This window comes from Aeromonas sp. A600620 (assembly GCF_029479985.1).
GTDB classification, from domain to species: Bacteria; Pseudomonadota; Gammaproteobacteria; order Enterobacterales; family Aeromonadaceae; genus Aeromonas; species Aeromonas veronii_A.
On record NZ_JAAKXB010000010.1, the window covers coordinates 36,136 to 59,301 of the forward strand.

A 23,166-nucleotide genomic window follows, 5' to 3' on the forward strand; every position below is an offset into this window, starting at 1 on the left:
CAAGCCAATGTCACAGCCTTCCCAATCCGCCACTCACCCCCAATACATCTGGTTCAACGGCAAACTGGTGCCCTGGCAGGATGCCCAGGTGCACGTGATGAGCCACGCCCTGCACTACGGCTCCTCGGTGTTCGAGGGGGTACGCGCCTACGATACCCCCAAAGGCACCTGCATTTTCCGTCTGCAGGAGCACACCCGCCGCCTGTTCGACTCCGCCAAAATCTACTGGATGGACGTTCCCTACAGCGAGGCCGACGTGAATGAAGCCTGCCGCACCGTGGTGCGCGAGAACGGCCTGAAGAGCGGCTACCTGCGCCCGCTGGCCTTTGTCGGCAACGTGGGGCTGGGGCTGCATCCGCCGCTGGATGCCAAGGCCGACCTGATGGTGGCTGCTCTGCCATGGGGCGCCTATCTCGGCGAAGAGGGGCTGAAAAACGGGGTGGATGTGTGCGTCACCTCATGGAACCGGCTCGCTCCCAACACCATTCCCACCGGCGCCAAGGCGGGCGGTAACTATTTGTCCTCCCAGCTGATCAGCCGCGAGGCCAAGCGCAACGGCTTCGCCGAGGGGTTGGCGCTGGATGTGAACGGCTACCTGAGCGAAGGGGCGGGGGAGAACCTGTTTCTGGTGAAGAACGGCGTGCTGTTCACCCCGCCCGCTACCGCCGCCATCCTGCCCGGGATCACCCGCGACACCATCATGACGCTGGCCCGCGATCTCGGTTACGAGGTGCGCGAGCAGGCGCTGCCCCGCGAGGCGCTCTATGTGGCGGACGAGATCTTTATGACCGGCACCGCTGCCGAGGTGACCCCGGTGCGCTCCGTCGATCGGATGAAGGTGGGCGCTGGCAGCCGTGGCCCGGTGACAGAGCAACTGCAGAATGCCTTCTTCGGTCTGTTCAACGGCCAGACCGAGGACAAGTGGGGTTGGCTGACGCCCGTCAACGACTGATGAGAGAGGGGAGGCGCTGTGCCTCCCCGAGTCGCTTCCGGTGAGGGCTCTGCGCGGTGCCCTCACCAGGATCGATTCCCGATCCGAGAGTCACTTTTTCATTTTCAAAGATAATGAGCCCGCTGGGCATTCAGGGAGTAGAGACATGCCGAAGTTGAGATCCGCCACCACCACCCACGGACGTAACATGGCCGGGGCCCGCGCCCTGTGGCGTGCCACCGGAATGACCGATCAGGATTTCGGCAAGCCCATCATCGCCGTGGTCAACTCCTTCACCCAGTTCGTGCCGGGCCACGTCCACCTCAAGGATCTGGGCCAGCTGGTGGCGCGCGAGATCGAGGCCGCAGGCGGCGTTGCCAAGGAGTTCAACACCATCGCCGTGGATGACGGCATCGCCATGGGCCACGGCGGCATGCTCTACTCCCTGCCCTCCCGCGAGCTGATTGCTGATTCGGTGGAGTATATGGTCAACGCCCACTGCGCCGACGCCATGGTCTGTATCTCCAACTGCGACAAGATCACCCCGGGGATGCTGATGGCCGCCCTGCGCATCAATATCCCGGTGATCTTCGTCTCCGGCGGCCCGATGGAAGCGGGCAAGACCAAGCTCTCCGACCAGATCATCAAACTGGATCTGGTGGACGCCATGATCCAGGGCGCCGATCCCAAGGTATCGGACGCCCAGAGCGAACAGGTGGAGCGCAGTGCCTGCCCCACCTGCGGCTCCTGCTCCGGCATGTTTACCGCCAACTCCATGAACTGTCTGACCGAGGCGCTCGGTCTCTCCCAGCCGGGTAATGGCTCCATGCTGGCGACCCATAGCGACCGCGAGCAGCTGTTCAAGCTGGCGGGTCAGCGCATCGTGACGCTGGCCAAGCGCTGGTATGAACAGGATGACGAGAGCGCCCTGCCGCGCAATATCGCCACCAAGGCGGCGTTCGAGAACGCCATGGCGCTCGATATCGCCATGGGCGGATCCACCAATACCGTGCTGCACCTGCTGGCAGCGGCGCAGGAGGCCGGGGTGGACTTCACCATGGCCGATATCGACCGCATGTCCCGCAAAGTGCCTCAGCTCTGCAAGGTGGCGCCCTCCACCCAGAAATATCATATGGAAGATGTGCACCGTGCCGGTGGCGTGGTCGCCATTCTGGGTCAGCTGGAAAAAGCGGGCCTGGTGCATGGGGATACCCGTACCGTGCTGGGTTGCTCCCTCGTCGAACAGCTCAATGAATATGACGTCAGCCGCCAGCCGAGTCAGGAGGTGGTGGACTTCTACCGCGCCGGGCCGGCCGGGATCCGCACCACCAAGGCGTTCAGTCAGGATTGCCGCTGGCCGGAGCTGGATCTGGACAGAGCCGAAGGGTGCATCCGCTCGCTGGATAATGCCTATAGCCAGGAGGGCGGCCTCGCCGTGCTTTCCGGCAACCTCGCGGTCAACGGCGCCATTGTCAAGACCGCCGGGGTTGATGAGGAGAACCTCACCTTCCGTGGCCCGGCACGGGTGTTCGAGAGTCAGGAGAGCGCGGTGAACGGCATCCTCGACGGTACAGTTAAAGCGGGCGAGGTAGTGGTGATCCGCTACGAAGGGCCGAAAGGCGGCCCGGGCATGCAAGAGATGCTCTACCCCACCACCTATCTGAAATCCATGGGGCTCGGCAAGGCGTGCGCCCTGATCACCGATGGTCGCTTCTCCGGCGGCACCTCGGGTCTCTCCATCGGCCACGTCTCGCCGGAGGCCGCTTCCGGCGGCACCATAGGTCTGGTGGAGGATGGCGACATCATCAGCATCAATATCCCGGCCCGCAGCATGGTGCTGGAGGTGGCCGACAGCGTGCTTGCTACCCGCCGCGTCGCCGTGGAAGCCCGTGGCTGGAAGCCGCTCGATCGTCAGCGTCAGGTCTCCTTTGCCCTGCGCGCCTATGCCATGTTCGCCACCAGCGCTGATAAAGGCGCGGTGCGCGATCGCTCGATGCTGGGGGAATAAATCATGGTTTCTGCGGCGGATTATCTACGCAAGGTGTTGCTCTCTCCCGTCTATGAGGCGGCGCGAGTCACCCCTTTGCAAACCCTGAAGAAACTCTCCGAGCGGCTCGGCAACCACGTCAGCCTGAAGCGGGAGGATCTGCAACCGGTCCACTCCTTCAAGCTGCGCGGCGCCTACCACAAGATCGCCACCCTCACCGAGGAACAGAAGGCGCGCGGCGTTATCGCCGCCTCCGCCGGCAACCACGCCCAGGGGGTCGCCCTGTCGGCCGCCAAGCTCGGCATCAAGGCGATCATCGTGATGCCCAAGACCACGCCGGACATCAAGATCGATGCGGTGCGCCGTCAGGGCGGCAACGTCATGCTGTTTGGCAACAGTTTCGATGAGGCTTATGGCGAGAGTCGCCGCCTCGCCACGCTGGAGGGCTACACCCTGATCCCGCCGTTTGACGACGTCGAGGTGATCGCCGGGCAGGGCACCATCGGCAAGGAGCTGCTGGAGCAGGATACCCACCTCACCCACGTGTTCGTGCCGGTGGGGGGCGGCGGGTTGGCCGCCGGGGTGGCGGTCTATATCAAGCAACTGCTGCCGGATGTGAAGGTGATCGGGGTGGAGGCGGAGGGCTCTGCCTGCCTCAAGGCTGCCATGGCGGCCGGTGAACCGGTCAATCTGGAGCGGGTCTCGCTGTTTGCGGACGGGGTGGCGGTCAAGCGCATCGGCGAGGAGACCTTCCGCCTGTGCAACCAGTATCTGGACGAGGTGGTGACCGTCTCCAACGACCAGATCTGCGCCGCACTGAAAGACATCTTCGACGACTGCCGCGCCATTGCCGAGCCGTCGGGGGCCCTCTCGCTGGCAGGCCTCAAGGCTTACAGCGAGCGGGAGCAGGTGAAAGGGGGGCGGATGGCGGCCATTCTGTCCGGCGCCAACGTCAACTTCCACAGCCTGCGCTACGTGTCGGAGCGCTGCGAGATCGGCGAGAAGCGCGAGGGCATGCTGGCGGTGACCATCCCCGAGCGCAAGGGGGCCTTCCTCGACTTCTGCCGTCAGCTCGGGCCGCGCATGGTGACCGAGTTTAACTACCGCTACGCCGATGCCGAGCAGGCTTCGCTGTTCGTCTCGGTGCGCCTCACCGGCGGTGACGAGGAGCTGGGCCAGATCATCGATCAGCTCGGCGGCAACGGCTATCCGGTGGTCAACATGACCGAGAGCGAGCTGGCCAAGAATCATGTGCGCTATATGATTGGCGGCCGCCCGGCCCGGCCCCTTGGTGAACGTCTCTACAGCTTCAAGTTTCCGGAGCAGCCTGGCGCCCTGATGCGTTTCCTCGAGACCCTCGGCTGTCGCTGGAACATCAGCCTGTTCCACTACCGCAACCACGGTGCCGACTACGGTCGGGTGCTCTGCGCCTTCGAGCTGCCGGACGAGGACGTGGCCGCCTTCCACGACTACCTGCGCGAGATTGGCTACGGCTGGAAAGAGGTGAGCGACGACCCCGCCTACCGGTTATTCCTGGCTAGTTGATGGCGAGATCGCTATGAAGAAGGAGGGAGGCGTTGGCCTCCCTCTGTTTTTAAGCTGCAATTGGGAACTTCTGTCTGAGCCATTGAAATCCATGGGCCAGCGCCATCAGTAGCAGAGTGCCGGGCAGCACCGTTTGCCACAGGAATGCTGGCTCTTGTCCTGTCATCAGGATCTGCAAGGGATTGGCGCCTGCCGGAGGGTGAAGAATATTCAGTCCCTGCATCAGTGCGATAGCCAGCCCGGTTGCCAGAGCCATCTGCATTTCAGCAGGGAGGGGAAGCATGCCGATGACCAGTCCGACGCAGGCCGTCAGCAGGTGACCACCCAGCACGTTTTTGGGGCGCGCCAGCGGACTATCTGGCAGGGAAAACAACAACACACAGCTGGCCCCGAAAGGTGCCATGACTAGCGCGACATGCCAGCTCAGATTGAGCCATCCCAATATGCCGATGGTGAGTGCGGCGCTCACACCTGCCCATAACGGGCCATACCATTTTGTCATCATGCTTTCCTCTTGGTTTGCCAGAACTGATTAGGCACATTAGGTAGACAGATCGGTGTACTTCAAGAGGCAAATCATGAGTGAGAAGCGTCAACAACTGGTGGCGACGGCCTACCGTCTGTTCAACCGTCATGGCTTTCATGCCACCGGCATAGATCGCATCTGGGCCGAGGCGGGGAGTACCAAGCGCACCCTCTATCGCCACTTCCCGACCAAGGATGCCTTGATTGAGGAGGTGCTGCTCGTTCGTGACCGGGAGTTCTTCGCCTTGCTTGACCAGCGGCTGGCCGGTGTGAGCGGACGTGAAGCTCGCCTGCAGGCGCTGTTTGACGGTTTTGCAGAGTGGTTTGGCCGCTCTGATTTCTATGGCTGCAACTTTATCAACGCCAGCGCCGAGTTTGCCGACCCACGCCATCCGGTGCGCAAGCTGGTGATGGCCCACAAGCAGGCGTTATTGGGCTGGGTGATAAACCAGCTCAACTGTTCTCTGGCACAGGCCACCGAGCTTTGCCTGTTGCTGGAGGGGGCGATCGTGATGGCTCACAGCTATCAGCAGCCACTGGCGCTGGAGCAGGCCAGAATGCTGGCAAAGACCATTTTGGCCGACGATGGCGCGATAATGCAGGCCGCTTCACACTCCTGAGATGCTGGTCATTTGAGGCTGCGTTCGGATGGGATACCCTGATCGGCGGAGAGGCCGCCTGACGGCTTCACACAGGGAGAGTGCGCACTCAGGCGCCCATAACGACTTATTGCAGAGGCGAAAATATGAATAAATCCATGCTTGCCGTATTGGTCAGTGGTTTGCTGGCGGCCGGAGCCGTGCAGGCCGCTGCTCAGGATAATACCTGGTATGTCGGTGGCAAGGCCGGTTGGTCCAATTACTATGGCGTTGACCACAACCAGTATGCCGAGTCGATTGCCCAGACGTTGGGTAATACCAGCGAGAACACGGATGATCTGGGTCTGGGTCTGTTCGCCGGTTACCAGCTCAACCCCAACCTGGGGTTCGAGCTGGGTTATGACTGGCTTGGCAAATACGACACCACCTCGGGCACCGGCGCCAATACCCTCAATACCGAAGCCAAGAGCCAGATGATTCAGGCCACCATGAAGATCAGCTTCCCGGCAACGAATGTGCTCGATCTTTATGGCCGGCTCGGCGGTGCCTATGCCTGGACGGATAGCGAGATCAGCTTCGCCAATAGCAGCGAGACCGGTAAAAAGCATGGCGCCGCATTTGTCGGGGCGCTGGGTGCCGAGTACGCCATCGATCGTGACTGGGCCGCCCGTCTGGAGTACCAGTACACTACGCCGCTGGGAGATGCCTCTCTCGATCGCTCAGGCATCGAGCTGGATAACGGCCTGATTTCGTTCGGCATGCTCTATCGTTTCGGTCAGCAAGGGGGTGAGGTTGCTGTGCCGGCGCCAGCTCCGGCAGCCGAGCCTGCCCCGGCTGTGGTGGTGGAGCCCAAGACCTTCAGCCTGAGTTCCGATGTGCTGTTCGAGTTCAACAAGGCGACCCTGAAACCAGCCGCCAGCCAGGCGCTCGATGCCCTGTTCAGCCAGATTGTGGCGGCCAATCCGAAGGATGGCGTCGCGACCGTGGTCGGTTATACCGACCGCATCGGCTCCGACAACTACAACCTGGCCCTCTCCGAGAAGCGGGCCCAGAGCGTGGCCAGCTATCTGGTAGCCAAAGGCTTGTATGCTGACAAGGTACGGGTCGAAGGGCGTGGCAAGGCCAATCCGGTCACTGGCAACAACTGCGCCAGCCGTTCCAAACAGGAGCTGATTGCCTGTCTGGCACCGGATCGTCGGGTTGAAATCCATCTGGAAGGGGTTTCCCAGCCGGCGCAGTGATGCTGCGGCTAGAGATGGGATTCGAGAAGAACGGGAGGCCAGGCCTCCCGTTTTCTATGGTCAGCGTGATCGGATGGTGGTGCAGACCTGATTTGCCAACATCATGAGTTATCGAATCTTTTCCTAATAGGAATAGTTATTATATTTCCAGGAAATTACAGGGTAAAAAAATAGAATTAAACTTTGCGCCTGAAGATCCTTTTGGTTAGAATCTCTGCGTGTTATCAATAGACAGGTAAATATTATGGACTGCGACAGTTGTAGCCGATTGCAAATCGCGATGCGGGTTTACCAGAGCTGAGGCCGAATATTTTATCTTCTCTCTCACTCTGATTGCTCGAATCACAAGCATAGAGTGCAGCATCTATATGAGTCAGCATCGACTCTCACAACCTCTTTATCCCGCCTTCATCAGGGATTCCGGTTGTAAATCTGGATCGTTCCGCTCATCTGCGAGCCATGCGCGCCTCGCGACCCCTGCAATTGAACGCTTCATCATGCATCCCGGTACTGCCCGTCAGGGCCGTCACAGCGTCGGAACCATGCATCCGTGCCGTGGTCGGGAAGGGATCAAGCGTAAAATAACAAGATGGATAATCTCATATTGAAAACTATTTCGTTTTCGATATGGCAGGTTGCACATTAAAATAAATGATGTGATTGATTAATATATTTCGGCGGTGGCAAGGGTCGCGCTGTAATATTTCTATAGGCGTGGTTTTCTCCGATGTTCTTACCCGCCAGATATCACTGATACTATTTCCTGCCCGCATCCAGTTATTTCAAACTGTCGTAATCCTGATTTTCTTTATGGGTGATGCCGCTCTAGTTGCGGGATCACCGGATTGGTCCGCTGATAATGCAGACTCGCGGCCATGCCTGCCAACGACAGTGTGTATCGCTGTCCATGGTTCGTCCGGCCCTCTCTCCACCCCACTCGGAGGATATCGTATGACCGAAGAGCCCAAACCTCGACCCTCGGGGTTCACGTCTCCCCACTCCTGATCCCCCCTGCGGGGACGGGATGCGGTGTTCTGACCCCTGATCTGACCCAACCATGCAGGTTAGCTCGACGGCAGACATTTGTCTGACGAGCCGCCCCGTGCGCGCCAGTTGAGCGTGCCGGCAACGAGTCGGGTTCACAGCTTTCGATATCAGTACTGACGCCTGGCCTGGCCCGCGACAGGGCCCTTCTGCAAGCGAAAATCAGGATTTAAAGTTATGAAGCAACAACATACTGCCAGCCGGCACAAGCAACAGGGGTTCGTCGCCCCGGGCCGTGCCAATGAGAAGCTCTCCTCCCGGGTGCTCGACGAGGCCGACAAGTCCCTCGAATACACCCTCACTGCCGTGCGCGGCAATATCGACGGCCTGACCGCGACCGAGGCGGCCAATCGTCTGGTCCAGTTTGGCCCCAACGAGGTGACCCACGACAAACCGCCTCATCCATTGATCCAGCTGCTGCAGGCGTTCAAAAACCCGTTTGTGATGGTCTTGATGGTGCTTGGGCTGGTCAGTTACGTGATGGACGTGCTGATGGCCGAGCCGGGTGATGAGGACTGGGTCAAGGTGATCATCCTCGGTGTCATGGTGGGCCTGAGCGGTCTGCTGCGCTTCTGGCAGGAGTACCGTTCCGCCAAGGCGGCCGAGGCGCTCAAGTCACTGGTGCGCAACACTGCCACTGTACAGCGTCGTCCCTCGCCGGGCGCTACCCCCCAGCGCAAGGAGGTGGCAATGACCGAGCTGGTGGCCGGAGACATAGTGCACTTGCAGGCGGGAGACATGATCCCCGCCGACATCAAGCTGATTGAATCCCGCGATCTCTTCATCAGCCAGGCGGTGCTGACCGGTGAAGCACTGCCGGTAGAGAAGTATGACACTCTGGGAGCTGTGGCCGAGAAGTCGGCAGACGGCAACAGCACAGGGGACGTGGGGTTGCTCGATCAGCCCAACATCTGCTTCATGGGCACCAACGTGGTGAGCGGTACAGCCAAGGCTGTGGTGGTGGCCACCGGCAGCGACACCTACTTCGGTTCGCTGGCCCGCAACGTGGTGAGCCACAAGCGCATCGAGACCAGTTTCGATCGCGGCGTCAACAGCGTCACCAGGCTGCTGATCCGCTTCATGCTGGTGATGGTGCCCATCGTCTTCATGCTCAGTGGTATCAGCAGTGGTGACTGGATGTCGGCGCTCACCTTCGCGCTGGCGGTGGCGGTAGGGCTCACCCCCGAGATGCTGCCGATGATCGTCTCCGCCAACCTGGCGCGAGGGGCGGTGGCCATGGCCAAGCGCAAGGTGGTGGTCAAACGGCTCAACTCGGTGCAGAACTTCGGTGCCATGGACGTGCTCTGCACCGACAAGACAGGTACCCTGACCCAGGACAAGATCATCCTCGAGCACCACTACGACGTGCGTGGCAACCGGGACGACCGGATCCTGCAGCTGGCCTGGCTCAACAGTTATCATCAGAGCGGCATGAAGAACCTGATGGACATCGCGGTGATCGAGCATGCCGATGTGCTGGGAGCTGGCTGCAAGCCGGCTGGTTACAGCAAGGTGGATGAGTTGCCATTCGACTTCGTGCGCCGCCGTCTGTCGGTGATCGTACAGGATGAGCGTGGCCAGCAGCTGATGGTCTCCAAGGGGGCGGTGGAAGAGATGCTGGCCGTCTCCAGCCAGATCGCCGATGGCCAGGAGGTGCGGGATCTGACCGACGCCGATCGCCTTGCCCTGCTGCGCCAGAGCGAGGAGTTCAATGCCGAGGGCTATCGGGTACTGATCGTGGCGACCCGCGAGATCCCGGCAGGCGAGTGCAAGCAGAGCTATCGTACCAGTGATGAGGTCAATCTGGTGGTGCGCGGCTTCCTCACCTTCTTCGATCCGCCCAAGGATTCGGCCGCACCGGCCATCCGTGCGCTGAACGACTATGGTGTGGCGGTCAAGGTGCTGACCGGTGACAATCCCATCATCACCAGCAAGGTGTGTCGTGACGTAGGGCTGGAGCCCGGCTTACCGCTGCTCGGCAAGGATATCGAAGGAATGGATGACGTGGCGTTGTGCGAGGTGGTCAAGCAGACCACCATCTTCGCCAAGCTCACCCCGCTGCAGAAGTCGCGGGTGGTGAAGGCGCTGCAGGCCAACGGCAACACCGTCGGTTTCCTCGGTGACGGCATCAACGATGCGCCGGCGCTGCGGGATGCGGACGTAGGGATCTCGGTGGACAGCGGTGCCGACATCGCCAAGGAGACCGCCGACATCATCCTGCTGGAGAAGAGTCTGATGGTGCTGGAGGAGGGGGTGATCAAGGGGCGCGAGACCTTTGGCAACATCCTCAAGTACCTCAACATGACCGCCAGTTCCAACTTCGGCAACGTCTTCTCGGTGCTGGTGGCTTCCGCCTGGCTGCCATGGGCACCCATGCTGGCGATGCAGATGCTGATCCAGAACCTGGTGTATGACGTCTCCCAGATGCTGCTGCCGTGGGACAAGATGGATCCCGAGTTCCTCAAGCGGCCGCGCAAGTGGGAGGCGAGCAACATCAAGCGCTTCATGCTCTGGCTCGGCCCGACCTCGTCGGTGTTCGATATCAGCACCTACTGCCTGATGTGGTTCGTGTTCGGTGCTGGCGCCCTCTATGCCACCGCCAACGGCAGTATGGATCCGCTGGTCAACGGTCAGGCCATCATGAACTCCGGCTGGTTTATCGAGGGGCTGGTGTCGCAGACGCTGGTGGTACATATGCTGCGTACCCGCAAGATCCCGTTCCTGCAGAGTACCGCTACCCTGCCGGTGCTGCTCTCCACCTCGATCGCCATTGCCATCGGCTGTTACCTGCCCTTCTCGCCTGTGGCTGAGCACTTCGGCTTCATCACTCTGGATGGGCCCAAGTACTTCATGTGGCTGGTGATCACCATGCTGGCCTACATGGGGCTGACCCAGACCGTCAAGACCATCTACATCAAGCGCCACGGCCAGTGGTTCTGATGACGTGCTAGCTGACGGGCCGGTGTGATCCCGGCGCGACAGAAAAAAGAGAGCCAGCCCACGCAAGCGGACTGGCTCTCTTTATTTGGTGTGACCCGACTCCCTTGTTGGCGAGTACCGGCCTGTGGCTTAGAGCTTGAACAGCGGGCGCAGGCGAATACCGATCAGGCTGCCGGCGAGGGCCATCAGCATCCAGACCCAGCCGTGCAGGCTGCCGGAGGCGGTGCCGTCGAAGAAGCCGCCGAGGTTGCAGGCGCTGTACATGGCGCCCATCCCCATCAGCAGGCCGCCGAGGATGGATGCCAGACTGTTGCCGATCCGCATCGGGGCGAAGTTTCCGCCACCGCTGATGCAGCGCGCCAGCATGGCCCCCAGAATGCCGAGCCAGAACATGCCGACCATGGGATTGATGAAGAGTGGCTGGGCCAGCTTGGGGTTGCCCTCGAACAGGCCGAACAGAGAGGCGCCGCGCAGCGCCATGTCATAGACGGCGCCTGTGATGGTCCAGGCCGAGCCGTGCAGGGCGACGACAGTGGAGTTGAGTATGGCGATGATGATGCCGCCGGTCAGCACGGTGAAGCGGCCATCGCGCCAGAACAGGTTGCCGCCGCTGAAGAGGGGCTTGAGTTCGCCGGTACGCTTGAGTTCGCTGTTGCGAAACAGCAGGAACAGCGCGGCGACCAGCGCCAGGTTGAGCAGCATGCCGCTCCAGATATTGCCGGTCAAATCCTTGGCCAGCACCACATGGCTGGAGAAGGTGGCCTCCAGTTCGGGGCGGAACTGGTTGCTGATGAGGGTGCCGATTCCGTAGCAGATCAGCACCAGCCAGAAGCGGGGTTGTCCCTCGCCGCAGCAATAAAGAGTGCCGGTGGCACAGACGCCTGCCAGCTGCATGCCGATGCCGAACAGGAAGGCACCGACGATGAAGGGAATGCCGATAGCCATCACGTTGCCCACCATGGCATCGCCAAACAGGGCGTGACTAAAGGAGAGGAAGGTGGTGAACAGCAGAATTTCGATGGCGATGGTGAGCAGGTGAACCCGCACATAGTAACTGTTGCGCTTGGTCAGCATTTCGCGCCAACCGAACACGATGCCGAAGCGGCTGAAGGAGAGGGTGAAGCCAAAGCCGAATCCGATCAGGGCCATCAGGGCCCATTTCATACCAAAGGTGTTGCCAAGCCAGAGTAACGCTCCCCCCGCGATTGCCACGATGGGGAGCGACCATTTTCGAGTCATAGCTGTAATTCCTTATAGCTGGATGGAGAATAGGGAGTGCGGATCCTATTCCCACATTGAGTCCAAGGCTACCGGTTTAACAGGTCAGGGGGCGAGAAAATGGCATATCGCTTCTGATGACTTTGTTAGCTACTGATTTGATTTTGAAGGCTTTATATTGCTCGTTGCAGCAGGACGCTTGCCGTTGCGCAGCCCATCCAGCGTGAAGATCAGCAGCGCGCTCCAGATACAGGCGAAAGTAAGAGCCTTGTCCATTGCCAGCTCCTCGCCGTAGAGAGTGACAGCGAGGATGAACATCAGGCTGGGGCCTATGTACTGGAAGAAGCCCAGGGTGGAGAGCTTGAGCCGTGTCGCGGCGGCGGTGAAGCAGAGCAGAGGGGCTGTGGTGACGGCGCCAGCAGCGATCAGCAGCAGGTTGAGGTGCCAGTCGTTCTGGGTGAGATGGCTGGTGGGGCTGTCGGCAATGCCCCACAGATAGATTGCTGCCGGTGGCAGCATGATCATGGTTTCGATCAGCAGACCGGTAAGTGCATCGAGGGCCAGTTTTTTGCGCACCAGGCCATAGATGGCGAAGCTCGATGCCAACACCAGTGCAATCCAGGGCAGGGAGCCAAAGGCGATAAGCTGGATCGCCACCCCGGCAAAGGCCAGCGCCACCGCCCACCACTGCAGGCGGCGCAGTTTCTCGCTCAGAAACACCATCCCCAGCAGCACGTTGAACAGCGGGTTGATGTAGTAGCCGAGGCTGGCATCCAGCATGTGGCCGTTGTTGATGGCCCAGATAAACAGCAGCCAGTTGCCGCCAACGGTGACCGAGGTAAAAGCTAGGGTGAGCAGCACTTTTGGCTGACGCAGCACTGCCTGCACCTTGTGCCACTGGCGGCCAGCCAGGGTGAGCACCATCAGCAGCACGCAGGACCAGATCATCCTGTGGGTCAGAATTTCAGCGGCCGGGACGGCAGAGATGGTCTTGAAATAGATGGGGGCTATGCCCCAAAGGGTATAGGCGCACAGGGCGTAGATGACGCCCTGACGCTGGATCTGTTGCGGCATGCGGATGACCTTTACTGAAGCGTTGGATGCGGGAAAACATCGCAAAAAATCAGTGTAGCGATCCTTTTGCGGGGAAAGAAGCGAATAAACGAAGTTTGAGGGATAGGAGGAGTGTGGCTGGCAGGTCAGCCTTTACCGCGACGGATCTTGTCGACGTCCATCAACAGCCACAACATCAGGGCGATGGCGGAGATCCAGGGGCCCCAGGTCACGTAGGCCTCGCCGTGCCCCAGCACGAAAAACAGCAGGGGCAACCCGATCACCAGAAAAAGTACGCTTCCCAGAAAAAATAGCATTTTTGTCTTTATATTTAATGGTTTGCTTATTTGATGATTATATCGATTGTGCCGCCTGATGGAAGACCAAAATGCAAAAGGGGGGATTTCTCCCCCATTGCTGATGATGATGGCTATATATACCTTTATTCGAGCTGGATCCAGGTACTTTTCAGCTCGGTGTACTTCTCCAGCGCGTGCAGCGACTTGTCACGACCGTTACCAGACTGCTTGAAGCCACCAAACGGCATGGTCATGTCGCCGCCATCCCAGTTGTTGACGAATACGGTGCCAGCACGCAGGGCGCGGGAACCCTTCACCGCCTTGTTGAGATCCGCGGTCCAGATCGCCGCCGCCAGCCCGTAGTCGGTGTCGTTGCCCAGAGCAATGGCCTCTTCGAGCGTGTCGAAACCGGTCACTGCCAGCACAGGGCCGAAAATCTCCTCGCGGAAGATCCGCATCTCGGGTGTCACCTCGTCGAAGATGGTGGGCTCGATATAGAAGCCGCCGCTCTCAAGATTGGTGCGTTTGCCTCCCAGCAGTAGCTTGGCTCCCTCCTGCTTGCCAATCTCGACATAGCGCAGCACCTGCTCCATCTGGATGTGATCCACCATGGCGCCGATGCGGGTCGCAGGGTCGAGCGGGTTGGCTGAGATCCACTCGCGGGCATGGGCCAGCAGTCGCTCCATAAATTGCGGCTTGATGCTGTTTTGCACCAGCAGGCGAGAGGCGGCGGTACACACCTCGCCCTGGTTGTAGAAGATGGCGCCAGCGGCGCTCTTGGCCGCGGCGTCCAGGTCCGGCGCATCTGCCAGTATGATGTTGGGGCTCTTGCCGCCGCACTCCATAAAGGCGCGCTTGAGGTTCGACTTGCCGGAGCACTCCACCAGATGCTTGCCGATTTTGGTGGATCCGGTGAAGGTGATGCAATCCACATCCATGTGCATGGCCAGCGCCTCGCCCACGGTATGGCCAAAGCCCGGCAGCACGTTGAACACGCCGTCAGGAATGCCTGCCTCCTTGGCCAGACCTGCGATACGCAAGGCGGTCAGGGGGGACTTTTCGGAAGGTTTGAGAATGACCGAGTTGCCGGTAGCGAGCGCCGGCCCCAGCTTCCAGCAGGCCATCACCAGCGGGAAGTTCCACGGCACGATGGCGGCAACGACCCCGAGCGGTTCCCGGGTCACCAGCGCCAGGGCGGATTCCTCGACCGGCGCGACCTGATCGTAGATCTTGTCGATCGCTTCGGCGTTCCAGGCGATGCAGTTGGCGGCGGCAGGGGCATCGTAGCCCATGGCATCGCCGATGGGTTTGCCCATGTCCAGCGACTCCAGCAGTGCCAGCTCCACCTTGTTGAGACGCATCAGTTCGGCGAAGCGCTGCATGATCAGCTTGCGCTGTTTCGGCGGCAGGCCGCTCCAGCGCTTGTCGTTGAAGGCATCACGCGCGGCCTGTACCGCCAGCTCGGCATCGGCGGCATTGCAGGCTGCTACCTTGGTCAGCAGCTTGCCGTTGGCCGGGTTGATACAGTCGAAGGTGGCACCATTGACGGCATCCCGATAGCTACCGTTGATAAAGGCTTGTGAGGGCAGGGTCAGATGGGCGGCCTTGTGTTGCCACTGGGCCAGGGTCAGGTCACTCATGTTCACTCCTTGAACCGGCAAAAGTCATTGTCCGCGTATCAATATGCTAAACATCCTGCCACTTGTAAATCCATTTTGTAACAATTCATTAAACATTGGCGGCTGGCTGACCCCTTATCACCCTGTTAGAAACTGGCGGGGGTATTGGCCGAAATCAATACGCACTCCTGCTCGCCCACATTGCGAAAACGGTGAGGAGTGCGGCTGTCGAAGTAGTAGCCGTCCCCCGGTGTCAGCAGGTAGATCTGCTCACCCACGGTCACTTCAACCTCGCCCTTGATAACGATGCCGCACTCTTCACCCTCGTGGCTCAGCATGTCGTCGCCAGTGTCGGCGCCCGGTGGCAGCACCTCCTGCAACATGCCGATGGCACGGTTGGCACGGCTGTGGCCCACCAGCCGGTAGCTGATGGGGTGAGTGCCGAGATCCGGCATATCGGCGGCGCGAAAGATCACTTCGGAGTCCATTTCGGTCTCGTCAGTAAAGAAGCTGGCCAGTGACATGGGGATCCCTTCCAGCACCTTGCGCAGGGAGGCAACTGACGGGCTCACCTGATTCTTTTCGATCTGGGAGATGAATCCGTTGGTCACGCCCGAGCGTTTGGCCAGCTCGCGCTGGGAGAGGGCCGCCTTGGTGCGAACCGCCTTGAGACGGTGACCGATATCCATCGATAGACACTCCTTGACTGTTTACTATTATTAAATTTGTGTTAAATATCTTATACCACCCTGTAGAGTCATCTAGCTAGGGGTGGCATCAGACAGGGCGATAATGAGCCCTTTTTTATGGATTCAGGTGTTTAATTTAATAGGCAATGGCCAATAGTTGCTAAACACCTTAAGGATGAGGTGACCATGAAACCGATCAGCGACATCAATACTCCCTCCGACATGTCCGCCTTCTGGATGCCGTTCACCGCCAACCAGCAGTTCAAGGCGGCGCCGCGCATCCTGAAGTCGGCGGAGGGGATGTATTATCACTCAGAGGATGGCCGCAAGATACTGGATGGCACTGCCGGACTCTGGTGTTGCAACGCGGGCCATGGTCGGCGCGAGATTGCCGAGGCGGTCTCCCAGCAGATTTCCCACCTCGATTTCGCCCCCACTTTCCAGATGGGCCACCCGTTGCCGTTCGAGCTGGCCAACCGGCTGGTGGAGATCGCTCCCCAGGGCTTTGGCCATGTCTTCTATACCAACTCCGGCTCAGAGTCGGTTGATACCGCGCTCAAAATCGCACTGGCCTGGCAGCGGGCTCGCGGTCAGGGCACCCGCACCCGGCTGATTGGTCGCGAGCGGGGTTATCACGGGGTTGGCTTTGGCGGCATCTCGGTGGGGGGCATTCCTGGCAATCGCAAGTGGTTTGGCTCCCTGCTGACCGGGGTGGATCATTTGCCCCATACCCTCAACATCGCCAAAAATGCCTTCACCAAAGGGTTGCCTGAGGAGGATGTGGCGCTGGCCGACGAGCTGGAGAAGATCGTTTTTCTGCACGATGCCAGCAACATAGCGGCGGTGATCGTCGAACCCATCGCCGGCAGTACCGGCGTGCTGATGCCGCCCAAAGGCTACCTCAAGCGGCTGCGGGAGATCTGCACCAAACACGGCATCCTGCTGATTTTTGACGAGGTGATCACTGGTTTCGGTCGCCTTGGCTCTCCCTTCGCCGCGCAGGAGTTCGATGTCATCCCCGACATGATCACCTGCGCCAAGGGGCTCACCAACGGCGCTATCCCCATGGGAGCTGTGCTGGTGCAAAAGCATATTTATGACGACATGATGGCGGCAGGTAAGGGGGCTATCGAGCTGTTCCACGGCTACACCTATTCCGGTCATCCGGTGGCTGCTGCTGCGGGTCTGGCGACCCTCGAGATCTATCGCAACGAGAACCTGCTTAGCCGCGCCGCGGATCTGGCGGGCTACTGGGAGGAGGCGGCCCATTCGCTGAAGGGCTGCAAGCATGTGAAGGATGTGCGCAACTACGGGCTGGTGGCCGGTATCGAACTTGAATCCATGCCGGATGCGCCGGGCAAGCGCGCCTATGAGGTGTTTGTCCGCTGCTTCGAGAAGGGGGCGCTGATCAGGGTGACCGGCGACATCATCGCCCTGTCGCCACCCCTCATCATCGAGCGCAGCCAGATCGATGATCTCTTCACCCTGCTGCAGGATGCCCTGCAGGCACAACCCTAACCCATTTGATGGCCCCGCGCTGGCGGGGCCTTGCGTTGTCTTGTTCAGCGCAATCACCACATCAATTATCACGGAGGATACATGACATACAGGGTCAGCAACTTCATCAACGGCCAGCCGCAGGAGAGTCGTAGCGAGCGCCAGGGCGCCATCTTCAACCCAGCCTGCGGCAAGCAGCAGGGGAGCGTTGGGCTTTCCAGCGCCGCCGAGTGTCAGGAGGCGATCGCCATCGCCGAGCGCGCCTTTGCCGACTGGTCGCAAACCCCGCCGCTGGTGCGGGCTCGGGTCTTTTTCCGCTTCAAAGAGTTGATGGAGCAGCACAGGGACGAGCTGGCCGAGCTCATCAGCCGCGAGCACGGCAAAGTCTTCTCCGATGCGCAGGGTGAGCTGACCCGCGGGCTGGAGGTAGTGGAGTTTGCCTGCGGCATTCCCCATCTGCTCAAGGGGGAGCACTCCCTCAACGTCGGTCGCGGGGTAGACAGCTACTCCATGATGCAGCCGGTCGGGGTTTGCGCCGGCATCACCCCGTTCAACTTCCCGGCCATGGTGCCGCTCTGGATGTTCCCGGTCGCGATTGCCTGCGGCAACACCTTCATTCTCAAACCCTCCGAGAAGGATCCCTCTCTCTCGCTGCGGATGGCCGAGCTGCTCAAGGAGGCCGGTCTGCCGGACGGCGTGCTCAACGTGGTGAACGGTGACAAGGAGGTGGTGGACGTGCTGCTGACCGACCCGCGGGTCGGCGCCGTGTCGTTTGTCGGCTCCACCCCCATCGCCCAGTACATCTATGCCACCGCCTCGGCCCACGGCAAGCGAGTGCAGGCGCTGGGCGGCGCCAAGAACCATATGGTGGTGATGCCGGATGCTGATCTCGATCAGGCGGTCTCAGCTCTGATGGGGGCTGCTTATGGGGCGGCGGGCGAGCGCTGCATGGCCATTTCGGTAGCCGTGGTAGTGGGTGACGAGACCGCCGATACCTTGGTTGCCAAACTGAAACCGCTCGTTGAGAAGCTGCGGGTGGGCCCGGGGCTGGGCCAGAGCCCGGAAAACGAGATGGGGCCGCTCATCAGCAAGGAGCATCTGGCCAAGGTGCGCGGTTATGTGGATCAGGGGGTGGCCGAAGGGGCCGCGCTGCGAGTCGATGGTCGCACGCTGAGCCACGACGAGGGTTACTTTATCGGTGGCTGCCTGTTTGACGAGGTGACCCCCGAGATGCGCATCTATCGCGAGGAGATCTTCGGCCCCGTGCTCTCCATTGTGCGGGTGCCGGACTACGAGACGGCGCTGCGACTCATCAATGAACATGAGTACGGCAATGGCACCGCCATCTTTACCTGCGACGGCGACACCGCGCGGGACTTCACGGCGCGGGTACAGGTCGGTATGGTAGGGGTGAACGTTCCCATTCCGGTGCCGATGGCGTTTCACAGCTTTGGCGGCTGGAAGCGCTCCATCTTCGGGCCGCTCAACATGCACGGGCCGGATGGGGTTCGCTTTTATACCCGGATGAAGACGGTGACGGCGCGCTGGCCCCAGAGCCTGCGCAGTGGTGCCGAATTCTCCATGCCAACCATGAAGTGATGAGCCCAGGGCTCACCACCATGATTTAGTTCTCTTGCCCCCGCAGATCGCTGGTCTGCGGGGGCACTTCTGTAAAGGAGCAACAGATGCGATTGGGAATTCTCGATTGTGACCGGCTGGATCCCGATCTGGCGGATCGTTTTGGCCCCGTCTACTCCGAGATGTTTATCAGGGGGTTTCAGCCGCTGGCACCCGAGCTGGAGTTTCGGGTCTGGTCAGCCATCGATGGGGAGCTGCCGGAGGATCTGCACGAGTGCGATGCCTGGCTCATCACCGGCTCGCGCCACGATGCCTATAGCGATATTCCCTGGATCAAGGCGTTGCGTGGCTGGATCCGTCGGGCCCATGATGCCGACGTCAAGCTGGCCGGGATTTGTTTTGGTCATCAGGTGATCGCCCAGGCGCTGGGGGGCGAGGTGGTGAAGTCTACCAAGGGGTGGGGGCTGGGAGTGTCGGTGCACCCCATGTTGGCTGATGAGCCCTGGATGGCGCCGTCTCGTGATCAGATCCGTATTCTGGCCAGTCATCAGGATCAGGTGGCCCTGCTGCCCCCCGGAGCGACCCGGCTGGCGGGCAACGATTTTTGCCCCAACTTCATGTTCCTGCAGGGGAACAACATAGTTGCCATTCAGGGACATCCGGAATTTTCGGTGGAGTACAACCGGGCGCTGATCGAGCGGCGCCGAGGCCTGTTACCCGACGAGCGTTACCAGAGCAGCCTCTCCTCGCTGGAGGGAGAGGTGGATTCGACCACCATGATGCAGTGGTTGCTGCAGTTTTTGGGGATCCTGCCGCTGCGGGCCGGCGCAGCCTGAGCCCGGTTTGTCAGCGACCCCCTTCGGGTGCTAGATTTTGTAGCAAAATGAAGGATCAAGCGCTGCGATGTCGGGATCGGATGATACACTGGCCGCCCTTTGTGGCGGCCTGTTTGTCTGGCGTGATCGCCGTACCAGCTTGAGAGGGTGAAGCCTTGAAACTACAGCAATTGAAGTACTTGATCGCGATCCGGGACCACAACCTCAACGTCTCGGTGGCGTCCGATGCGCTCTATACCAGCCAGCCCGGGGTCAGCAAGCAGATCGGCCTGCTGGAGAGCGAGCTGGGAGTGCGGATCTTCGAGCGCCGTGGCAAGCATCTGCACCGCATCACCCCGGTGGGCGAGGAGATCATCAAGTGTGCCGAGGCGATGCTCAACATCGAGAGCAAGATAAAGGCGATCTCCCGTGAGTATCTGGATCCGACCGTGGGCACCCTCAACATTCACACTACCCACACTATCGCCCGCTATCTGCTGCCCAAGTCGGTTACCTACTTCACCAAGAAGTACCCCAAAATCTCGTTCCACCTCCATCCGGTGATGTCGGCGAGCAAGGAGCAGATCAGCAAGGGTTACTCCGATTTTTCCATCGTTGCCCACGAAATTGGCTTCGACAAGGAGCTGATCGCGCTGCCCGCCTACCTCTGGACCCTCTCGCTGGTGGTGCCGCAGGATCACCCGCTGGCCAAGGTGAAGAAGCCGACCCTGGAGCAGCTCTGCCACTACCCCATCCTCAGTTACGAGAGCGGTGCCACCGGTCGGCAGGTGCAGGATGAGGTGTTTCAGGCGGCGGGGCTGACCCCGAGCTACTACATGACGGTAATGGATGCCGGAGTGATCAAGCGCTATGTGGAGCTGGGCTTTGGCATCGGCATCATCTCCTCGCTGGTGGCCAACGACACCGACAGCCCCGGGCTGGTCTCCATCAATCTGGAGCACCTGTTCAAGCCCTGTCCGGCCCAAATCTGCTTCAGCAAGAGCATTCTGCTGCAGAACTACATGTATGACTTCATCAGCTCTTTCTCGCCTCACCTCACCAAGGAGGTGATCCAGAGCGTGATGCAACAACCGACCCAGGCGCGCATCGACGAGCTGCTGGCCGGGGTGGAACTGCCCATCTATTGATCCCGATCGGATTACCGATCGCTTACGGTTGTCTCTTCAGTCAGGCTGGGCTCTACTCGGGGTTCAGCCTGTCTCTTTTGGGCTATCTCCATCGTCCGAGGTCTCTATGTCACGTATTCTGCTGCTTGCCAATCTCAACTGTGATCATGTGCTCTCCCTCTCCGAACCGCTGGTGGCGGGGGCCCGGCTGCAATACGTGGATCAGGGACGCAGGCTGGGAGGTGGTGCCGCCAATACCGGCATCGGGCTGGTGTGGGCGGGTCACGAGGTGACCATTGCCTCACGCATCGGGCTGGACGAGACCGGCGACTGGCTGCTGGAGCAGGCGGCCGGTTACGGGCTGGATTGCAGCCATGTGGAGCGCTTTGGCGGCGAGACCGGCGAGTTGCTGATCCTGGTGGACTCCACCGGCGAGCGCACCATACTTCGCCGTCCCCGTCGTCCCGATCTGCCCGGTGATCTGCCACAGGAGGGGATCGACTGCCTCTACGTGAACTATCCCGGCACCGCCATCATCAGTTATATGCGCCAGATGCTCGGCAAGAGCTTTGTGTTGGCCCAGTATCCCAAGGGCGGCCAAGCGCGCCGTCCCTGCCATGTGCTGGTGGCCTCCCGCTCCGATCTCGGCGAGGTAAGTGACCCCTGGCAACATGCCCGCCAGTTGGCGGGTGAGCAGCTTGAATGGCTTGTGTTGACCGAAGGGAAGGCGGGGGCGGTGGCCATCCATGGCGACGAGCAGATTAGGGTCGCCGCGCGGCCAGTCTCGGTGGTCGATACCACGGGAGCAGGGGATGCTTTCGCTGGCGGATTGATCCATGGCCTGGCGCGCGGCATGGCGATCAAGGATGCGCTACAGTGCGCGGTGGACTGGGGGGCGTTTGCCGTCGCCTCCGAGAGCTCCATCCCATCGGTCGCGCTGAAAAACTGGCTGAAACAGCCGCACTGACGCCCCGTTTATTCACTGTTCGAAGGGAGATTTCCCCTCTTGTCTGTTGGGTGCGGCGGTGAGGAATTTCGGGAAATTTAGCCGCCAGAATGGAGGTAAACGCCGGGCTAACCCGGCAAGTTTGCGATCAATCAAAGAAAGTGTCGATTTATGTGCATCTTCATCGACACCCGGTTGTGCTGCTCTTAACCTTGTCACTCCGCAACTCAGATTAAGAGACAGGCCCCTCCTCTGGCGAACCAATGGCGAACAGAGGCAAACCGGTTGTCTCCTGCCTCTTAGCTCAATGTTGTCGTCCTGATTCCTGGCTTGTAGTAAGAGGCAAGTGCGACCATGCAACTGACACGATTTACCGACTACGCCCTGCGTACCCTGACCTTCCTGGCGGTGCAGCCGGGCGATCGCCTGTCGACCATTACCGAAGTGGCCGATACCTTCGGCATCTCTCGCAACCACGTGGTCAAGATAGTGCACCAGCTCGGCATCAAGGGGTACATCGAGACGGTACGTGGCAAGCATGGCGGTATCCGCCTCGGTCGCTCCGCGGTCTCCATCAACCTGCGCGATGTGGTGATGGATATGGAGCACGTGCTCTGTCCGGTCGACTGCAAGCGCGAGAACTGCCGTCTCTCCGGTGGCTGCCGCATTCAGGGCATTTTGCGCCGCGCCATGAACGCCTTCCTCGAAGTGCTGGGTGAGTACACCCTGGCCGATGCGGTGCGCGATCCGAACCGTCTCTGCCATCTGCTGGGCATCGAGCAGGAGTCAATTCTGGCGATGGCCTGATGGGCAGGAAGCAAGAACAGATATAGAAGGGGCCTGATGGCCCCTTTTGTTTGTCAGCGATTGCCCGGCTGGCGGATCAGGGTGATGGCGCCGTGCAGACAGGCGAGGCCGCAGGCGCCGCAGCCATTGCAGGCATCCATGTTGACGTTGATGCCATCGGCTGTGGCCTTGATTGCCTGCTGGGGACAGGCATCTTCACAGAGCAGGCAGTAGAAGCCCTGCCGTGCCTGACAGCTCTCTTCAATCTGCACCCGGGTCTGCACCTGACGACCCAGCTGCAGGTCGAGGGCGCCGGTGGGACAGGCTCTGGCGCAGCTGCCGCAGTAGCTGCACTGGCCACAGGCGAGATCGAGTACCGGCGTACCGGCGATGGGGCTCCCCTCGTACTCCTCCTGGGTGGCCGGTTTGAGCAGACCGCGCGGGCAGGCCTTGAAACACTCGCCACAGCGGCTGCAGAGGGAGAGGTACTGGGACTCCTCGATGGCCCATGGCGGGCGCGCTTCATGGCAAACCACTGCGGGCTTGCGGGAAGCTTGCCAACCTTGTGTCAGCCAACGGAGGAAATAGTGAGTCATGCTCGCCCCTGATACCTATTAGGGGTTAATTTTATCGAAGTTTCGGGAAGCAGGCCAGAGAATAGCGGCCGTCAGGATCGCAAGCGCAGTTGCCCTTGTGTAAGCTAGGCGGGTCTTTTTACGTGGTTGAA

19 protein-coding genes are annotated in these 23,166 nt (G+C 60.5%); 12 read left to right on the top strand and 7 right to left on the bottom strand.

The window, feature by feature from the left end:
- Positions 1 to 7 precede the first annotated feature (7 nt).
- The 3 genes from G5533_RS13305 to ilvA all read left to right on the top strand — a co-directional run bounded on the left by G5533_RS13305 (position 8) and on the right by ilvA (position 4,463).
- Complete coding sequence (locus G5533_RS13305) at positions 8 to 952, top strand: branched-chain amino acid transaminase (RefSeq protein WP_128834710.1); 945 nt, start codon at positions 8 to 10, stop codon at positions 950 to 952.
- A 145-nt stretch (positions 953 to 1,097) separates the two neighbouring features.
- Complete coding sequence (gene ilvD, locus G5533_RS13310) at positions 1,098 to 2,939, top strand: dihydroxy-acid dehydratase (protein ID WP_266135669.1); 1,842 nt, start codon at positions 1,098 to 1,100, stop codon at positions 2,937 to 2,939.
- A gap of 3 nt (positions 2,940 to 2,942) precedes the next feature.
- A complete protein-coding gene (gene ilvA / locus G5533_RS13315; RefSeq protein WP_106844317.1) occupies positions 2,943 to 4,463 on the top strand; it encodes a threonine ammonia-lyase, biosynthetic in 1,521 nt (506 codons plus the stop codon).
- Between the two features lie 49 nt (positions 4,464 to 4,512).
- On the opposite strand, the gene G5533_RS13320 is transcribed toward ilvA, so the two are convergent.
- Positions 4,513 to 4,965: an HPP family protein gene (locus G5533_RS13320; protein WP_266135676.1), complete on the bottom strand. Its 453-nt coding sequence runs from the start codon at positions 4,963 to 4,965 to the stop codon at positions 4,513 to 4,515.
- 76 nt (positions 4,966 to 5,041) lie between these two features.
- Between G5533_RS13320 and G5533_RS13325 the strand changes: the two genes are divergently transcribed.
- From G5533_RS13325 to mgtA, 3 genes are all read left to right on the top strand, one after another.
- Positions 5,042 to 5,608, top strand: a complete 567-nt coding sequence (locus G5533_RS13325) for a TetR/AcrR family transcriptional regulator (protein ID WP_266135668.1) — start codon at positions 5,042 to 5,044, stop codon at positions 5,606 to 5,608.
- A gap of 125 nt (positions 5,609 to 5,733) precedes the next feature.
- Positions 5,734 to 6,828: a porin OmpA gene (gene ompA / locus G5533_RS13330; protein ID WP_216952325.1), complete on the top strand. Its 1,095-nt coding sequence runs from the start codon at positions 5,734 to 5,736 to the stop codon at positions 6,826 to 6,828.
- A 1,221-nt stretch (positions 6,829 to 8,049) separates the two neighbouring features.
- Positions 8,050 to 10,812 carry a magnesium-translocating P-type ATPase gene (gene mgtA / locus G5533_RS13335; RefSeq protein ID WP_421352820.1) on the top strand — a complete coding sequence of 921 codons (2,763 nt, stop codon included), beginning with the start codon at positions 8,050 to 8,052 and terminating at the stop codon, positions 10,810 to 10,812.
- 129 nt (positions 10,813 to 10,941) lie between these two features.
- Here the strand turns inward: mgtA and G5533_RS13340 are convergent, their stop codons facing one another.
- From G5533_RS13340 to G5533_RS13360, 5 genes are all read right to left on the bottom strand, one after another.
- Entirely contained in the window at positions 10,942 to 12,051 is a 1,110-nt protein-coding gene (locus G5533_RS13340; protein WP_216952316.1) for a YeeE/YedE thiosulfate transporter family protein, read from the bottom strand.
- A 129-nt stretch (positions 12,052 to 12,180) separates the two neighbouring features.
- The gene (gene rarD / locus G5533_RS13345; RefSeq protein ID WP_421209102.1) at positions 12,181 to 13,104 is read right to left on the bottom strand and encodes an EamA family transporter RarD; all 924 of its coding nucleotides are present in this window, start codon (positions 13,102 to 13,104) and stop codon (positions 12,181 to 12,183) included.
- 125 nt (positions 13,105 to 13,229) lie between these two features.
- Complete coding sequence (locus G5533_RS13350) at positions 13,230 to 13,358, bottom strand: hypothetical protein (protein WP_265324673.1); 129 nt, start codon at positions 13,356 to 13,358, stop codon at positions 13,230 to 13,232.
- Positions 13,359 to 13,525: 167 nt separating this feature from the next.
- Complete coding sequence (locus tag G5533_RS13355) at positions 13,526 to 15,022, bottom strand: aldehyde dehydrogenase (protein WP_421236320.1); 1,497 nt, start codon at positions 15,020 to 15,022, stop codon at positions 13,526 to 13,528.
- A gap of 125 nt (positions 15,023 to 15,147) precedes the next feature.
- Positions 15,148 to 15,690: a cupin domain-containing protein gene (locus tag G5533_RS13360; protein ID WP_042012327.1), complete on the bottom strand. Its 543-nt coding sequence runs from the start codon at positions 15,688 to 15,690 to the stop codon at positions 15,148 to 15,150.
- Between the two features lie 186 nt (positions 15,691 to 15,876).
- Here G5533_RS13360 and G5533_RS13365 point away from each other — a divergent pair, with 186 nt between their 5' ends.
- The 6 genes from G5533_RS13365 (at position 15,877) to G5533_RS13390 (ending at position 22,460) form a co-directional block, all read left to right on the top strand.
- Entirely contained in the window at positions 15,877 to 17,208 is a 1,332-nt protein-coding gene (locus G5533_RS13365) for an aspartate aminotransferase family protein (protein ID WP_216952313.1), read from the top strand.
- 81 nt (positions 17,209 to 17,289) lie between these two features.
- The gene (locus tag G5533_RS13370) at positions 17,290 to 18,786 is read left to right on the top strand and encodes a CoA-acylating methylmalonate-semialdehyde dehydrogenase (protein ID WP_216952311.1); all 1,497 of its coding nucleotides are present in this window, start codon (positions 17,290 to 17,292) and stop codon (positions 18,784 to 18,786) included.
- Between the two features lie 86 nt (positions 18,787 to 18,872).
- Positions 18,873 to 19,601, top strand: coding sequence for a glutamine amidotransferase-related protein (locus tag G5533_RS13375; RefSeq protein ID WP_216952309.1), 729 nt, complete (start codon positions 18,873 to 18,875; stop codon positions 19,599 to 19,601).
- Positions 19,602 to 19,756: 155 nt separating this feature from the next.
- A complete protein-coding gene (locus G5533_RS13380; protein WP_033114758.1) occupies positions 19,757 to 20,728 on the top strand; it encodes a LysR substrate-binding domain-containing protein in 972 nt (323 codons plus the stop codon).
- 106 nt (positions 20,729 to 20,834) lie between these two features.
- Positions 20,835 to 21,674, top strand: a complete 840-nt coding sequence (locus G5533_RS13385; RefSeq protein WP_216979891.1) for a PfkB family carbohydrate kinase — start codon at positions 20,835 to 20,837, stop codon at positions 21,672 to 21,674.
- Between the two features lie 333 nt (positions 21,675 to 22,007).
- Complete coding sequence (locus G5533_RS13390) at positions 22,008 to 22,460, top strand: Rrf2 family transcriptional regulator (protein WP_033114760.1); 453 nt, start codon at positions 22,008 to 22,010, stop codon at positions 22,458 to 22,460.
- A 53-nt stretch (positions 22,461 to 22,513) separates the two neighbouring features.
- On the opposite strand, the gene G5533_RS13395 is transcribed toward G5533_RS13390, so the two are convergent.
- Positions 22,514 to 23,035, bottom strand: coding sequence for a ferredoxin-type protein NapF (locus G5533_RS13395; protein ID WP_216952305.1), 522 nt, complete (start codon positions 23,033 to 23,035; stop codon positions 22,514 to 22,516).
- Positions 23,036 to 23,166: the final 131 nt, after the last annotated feature.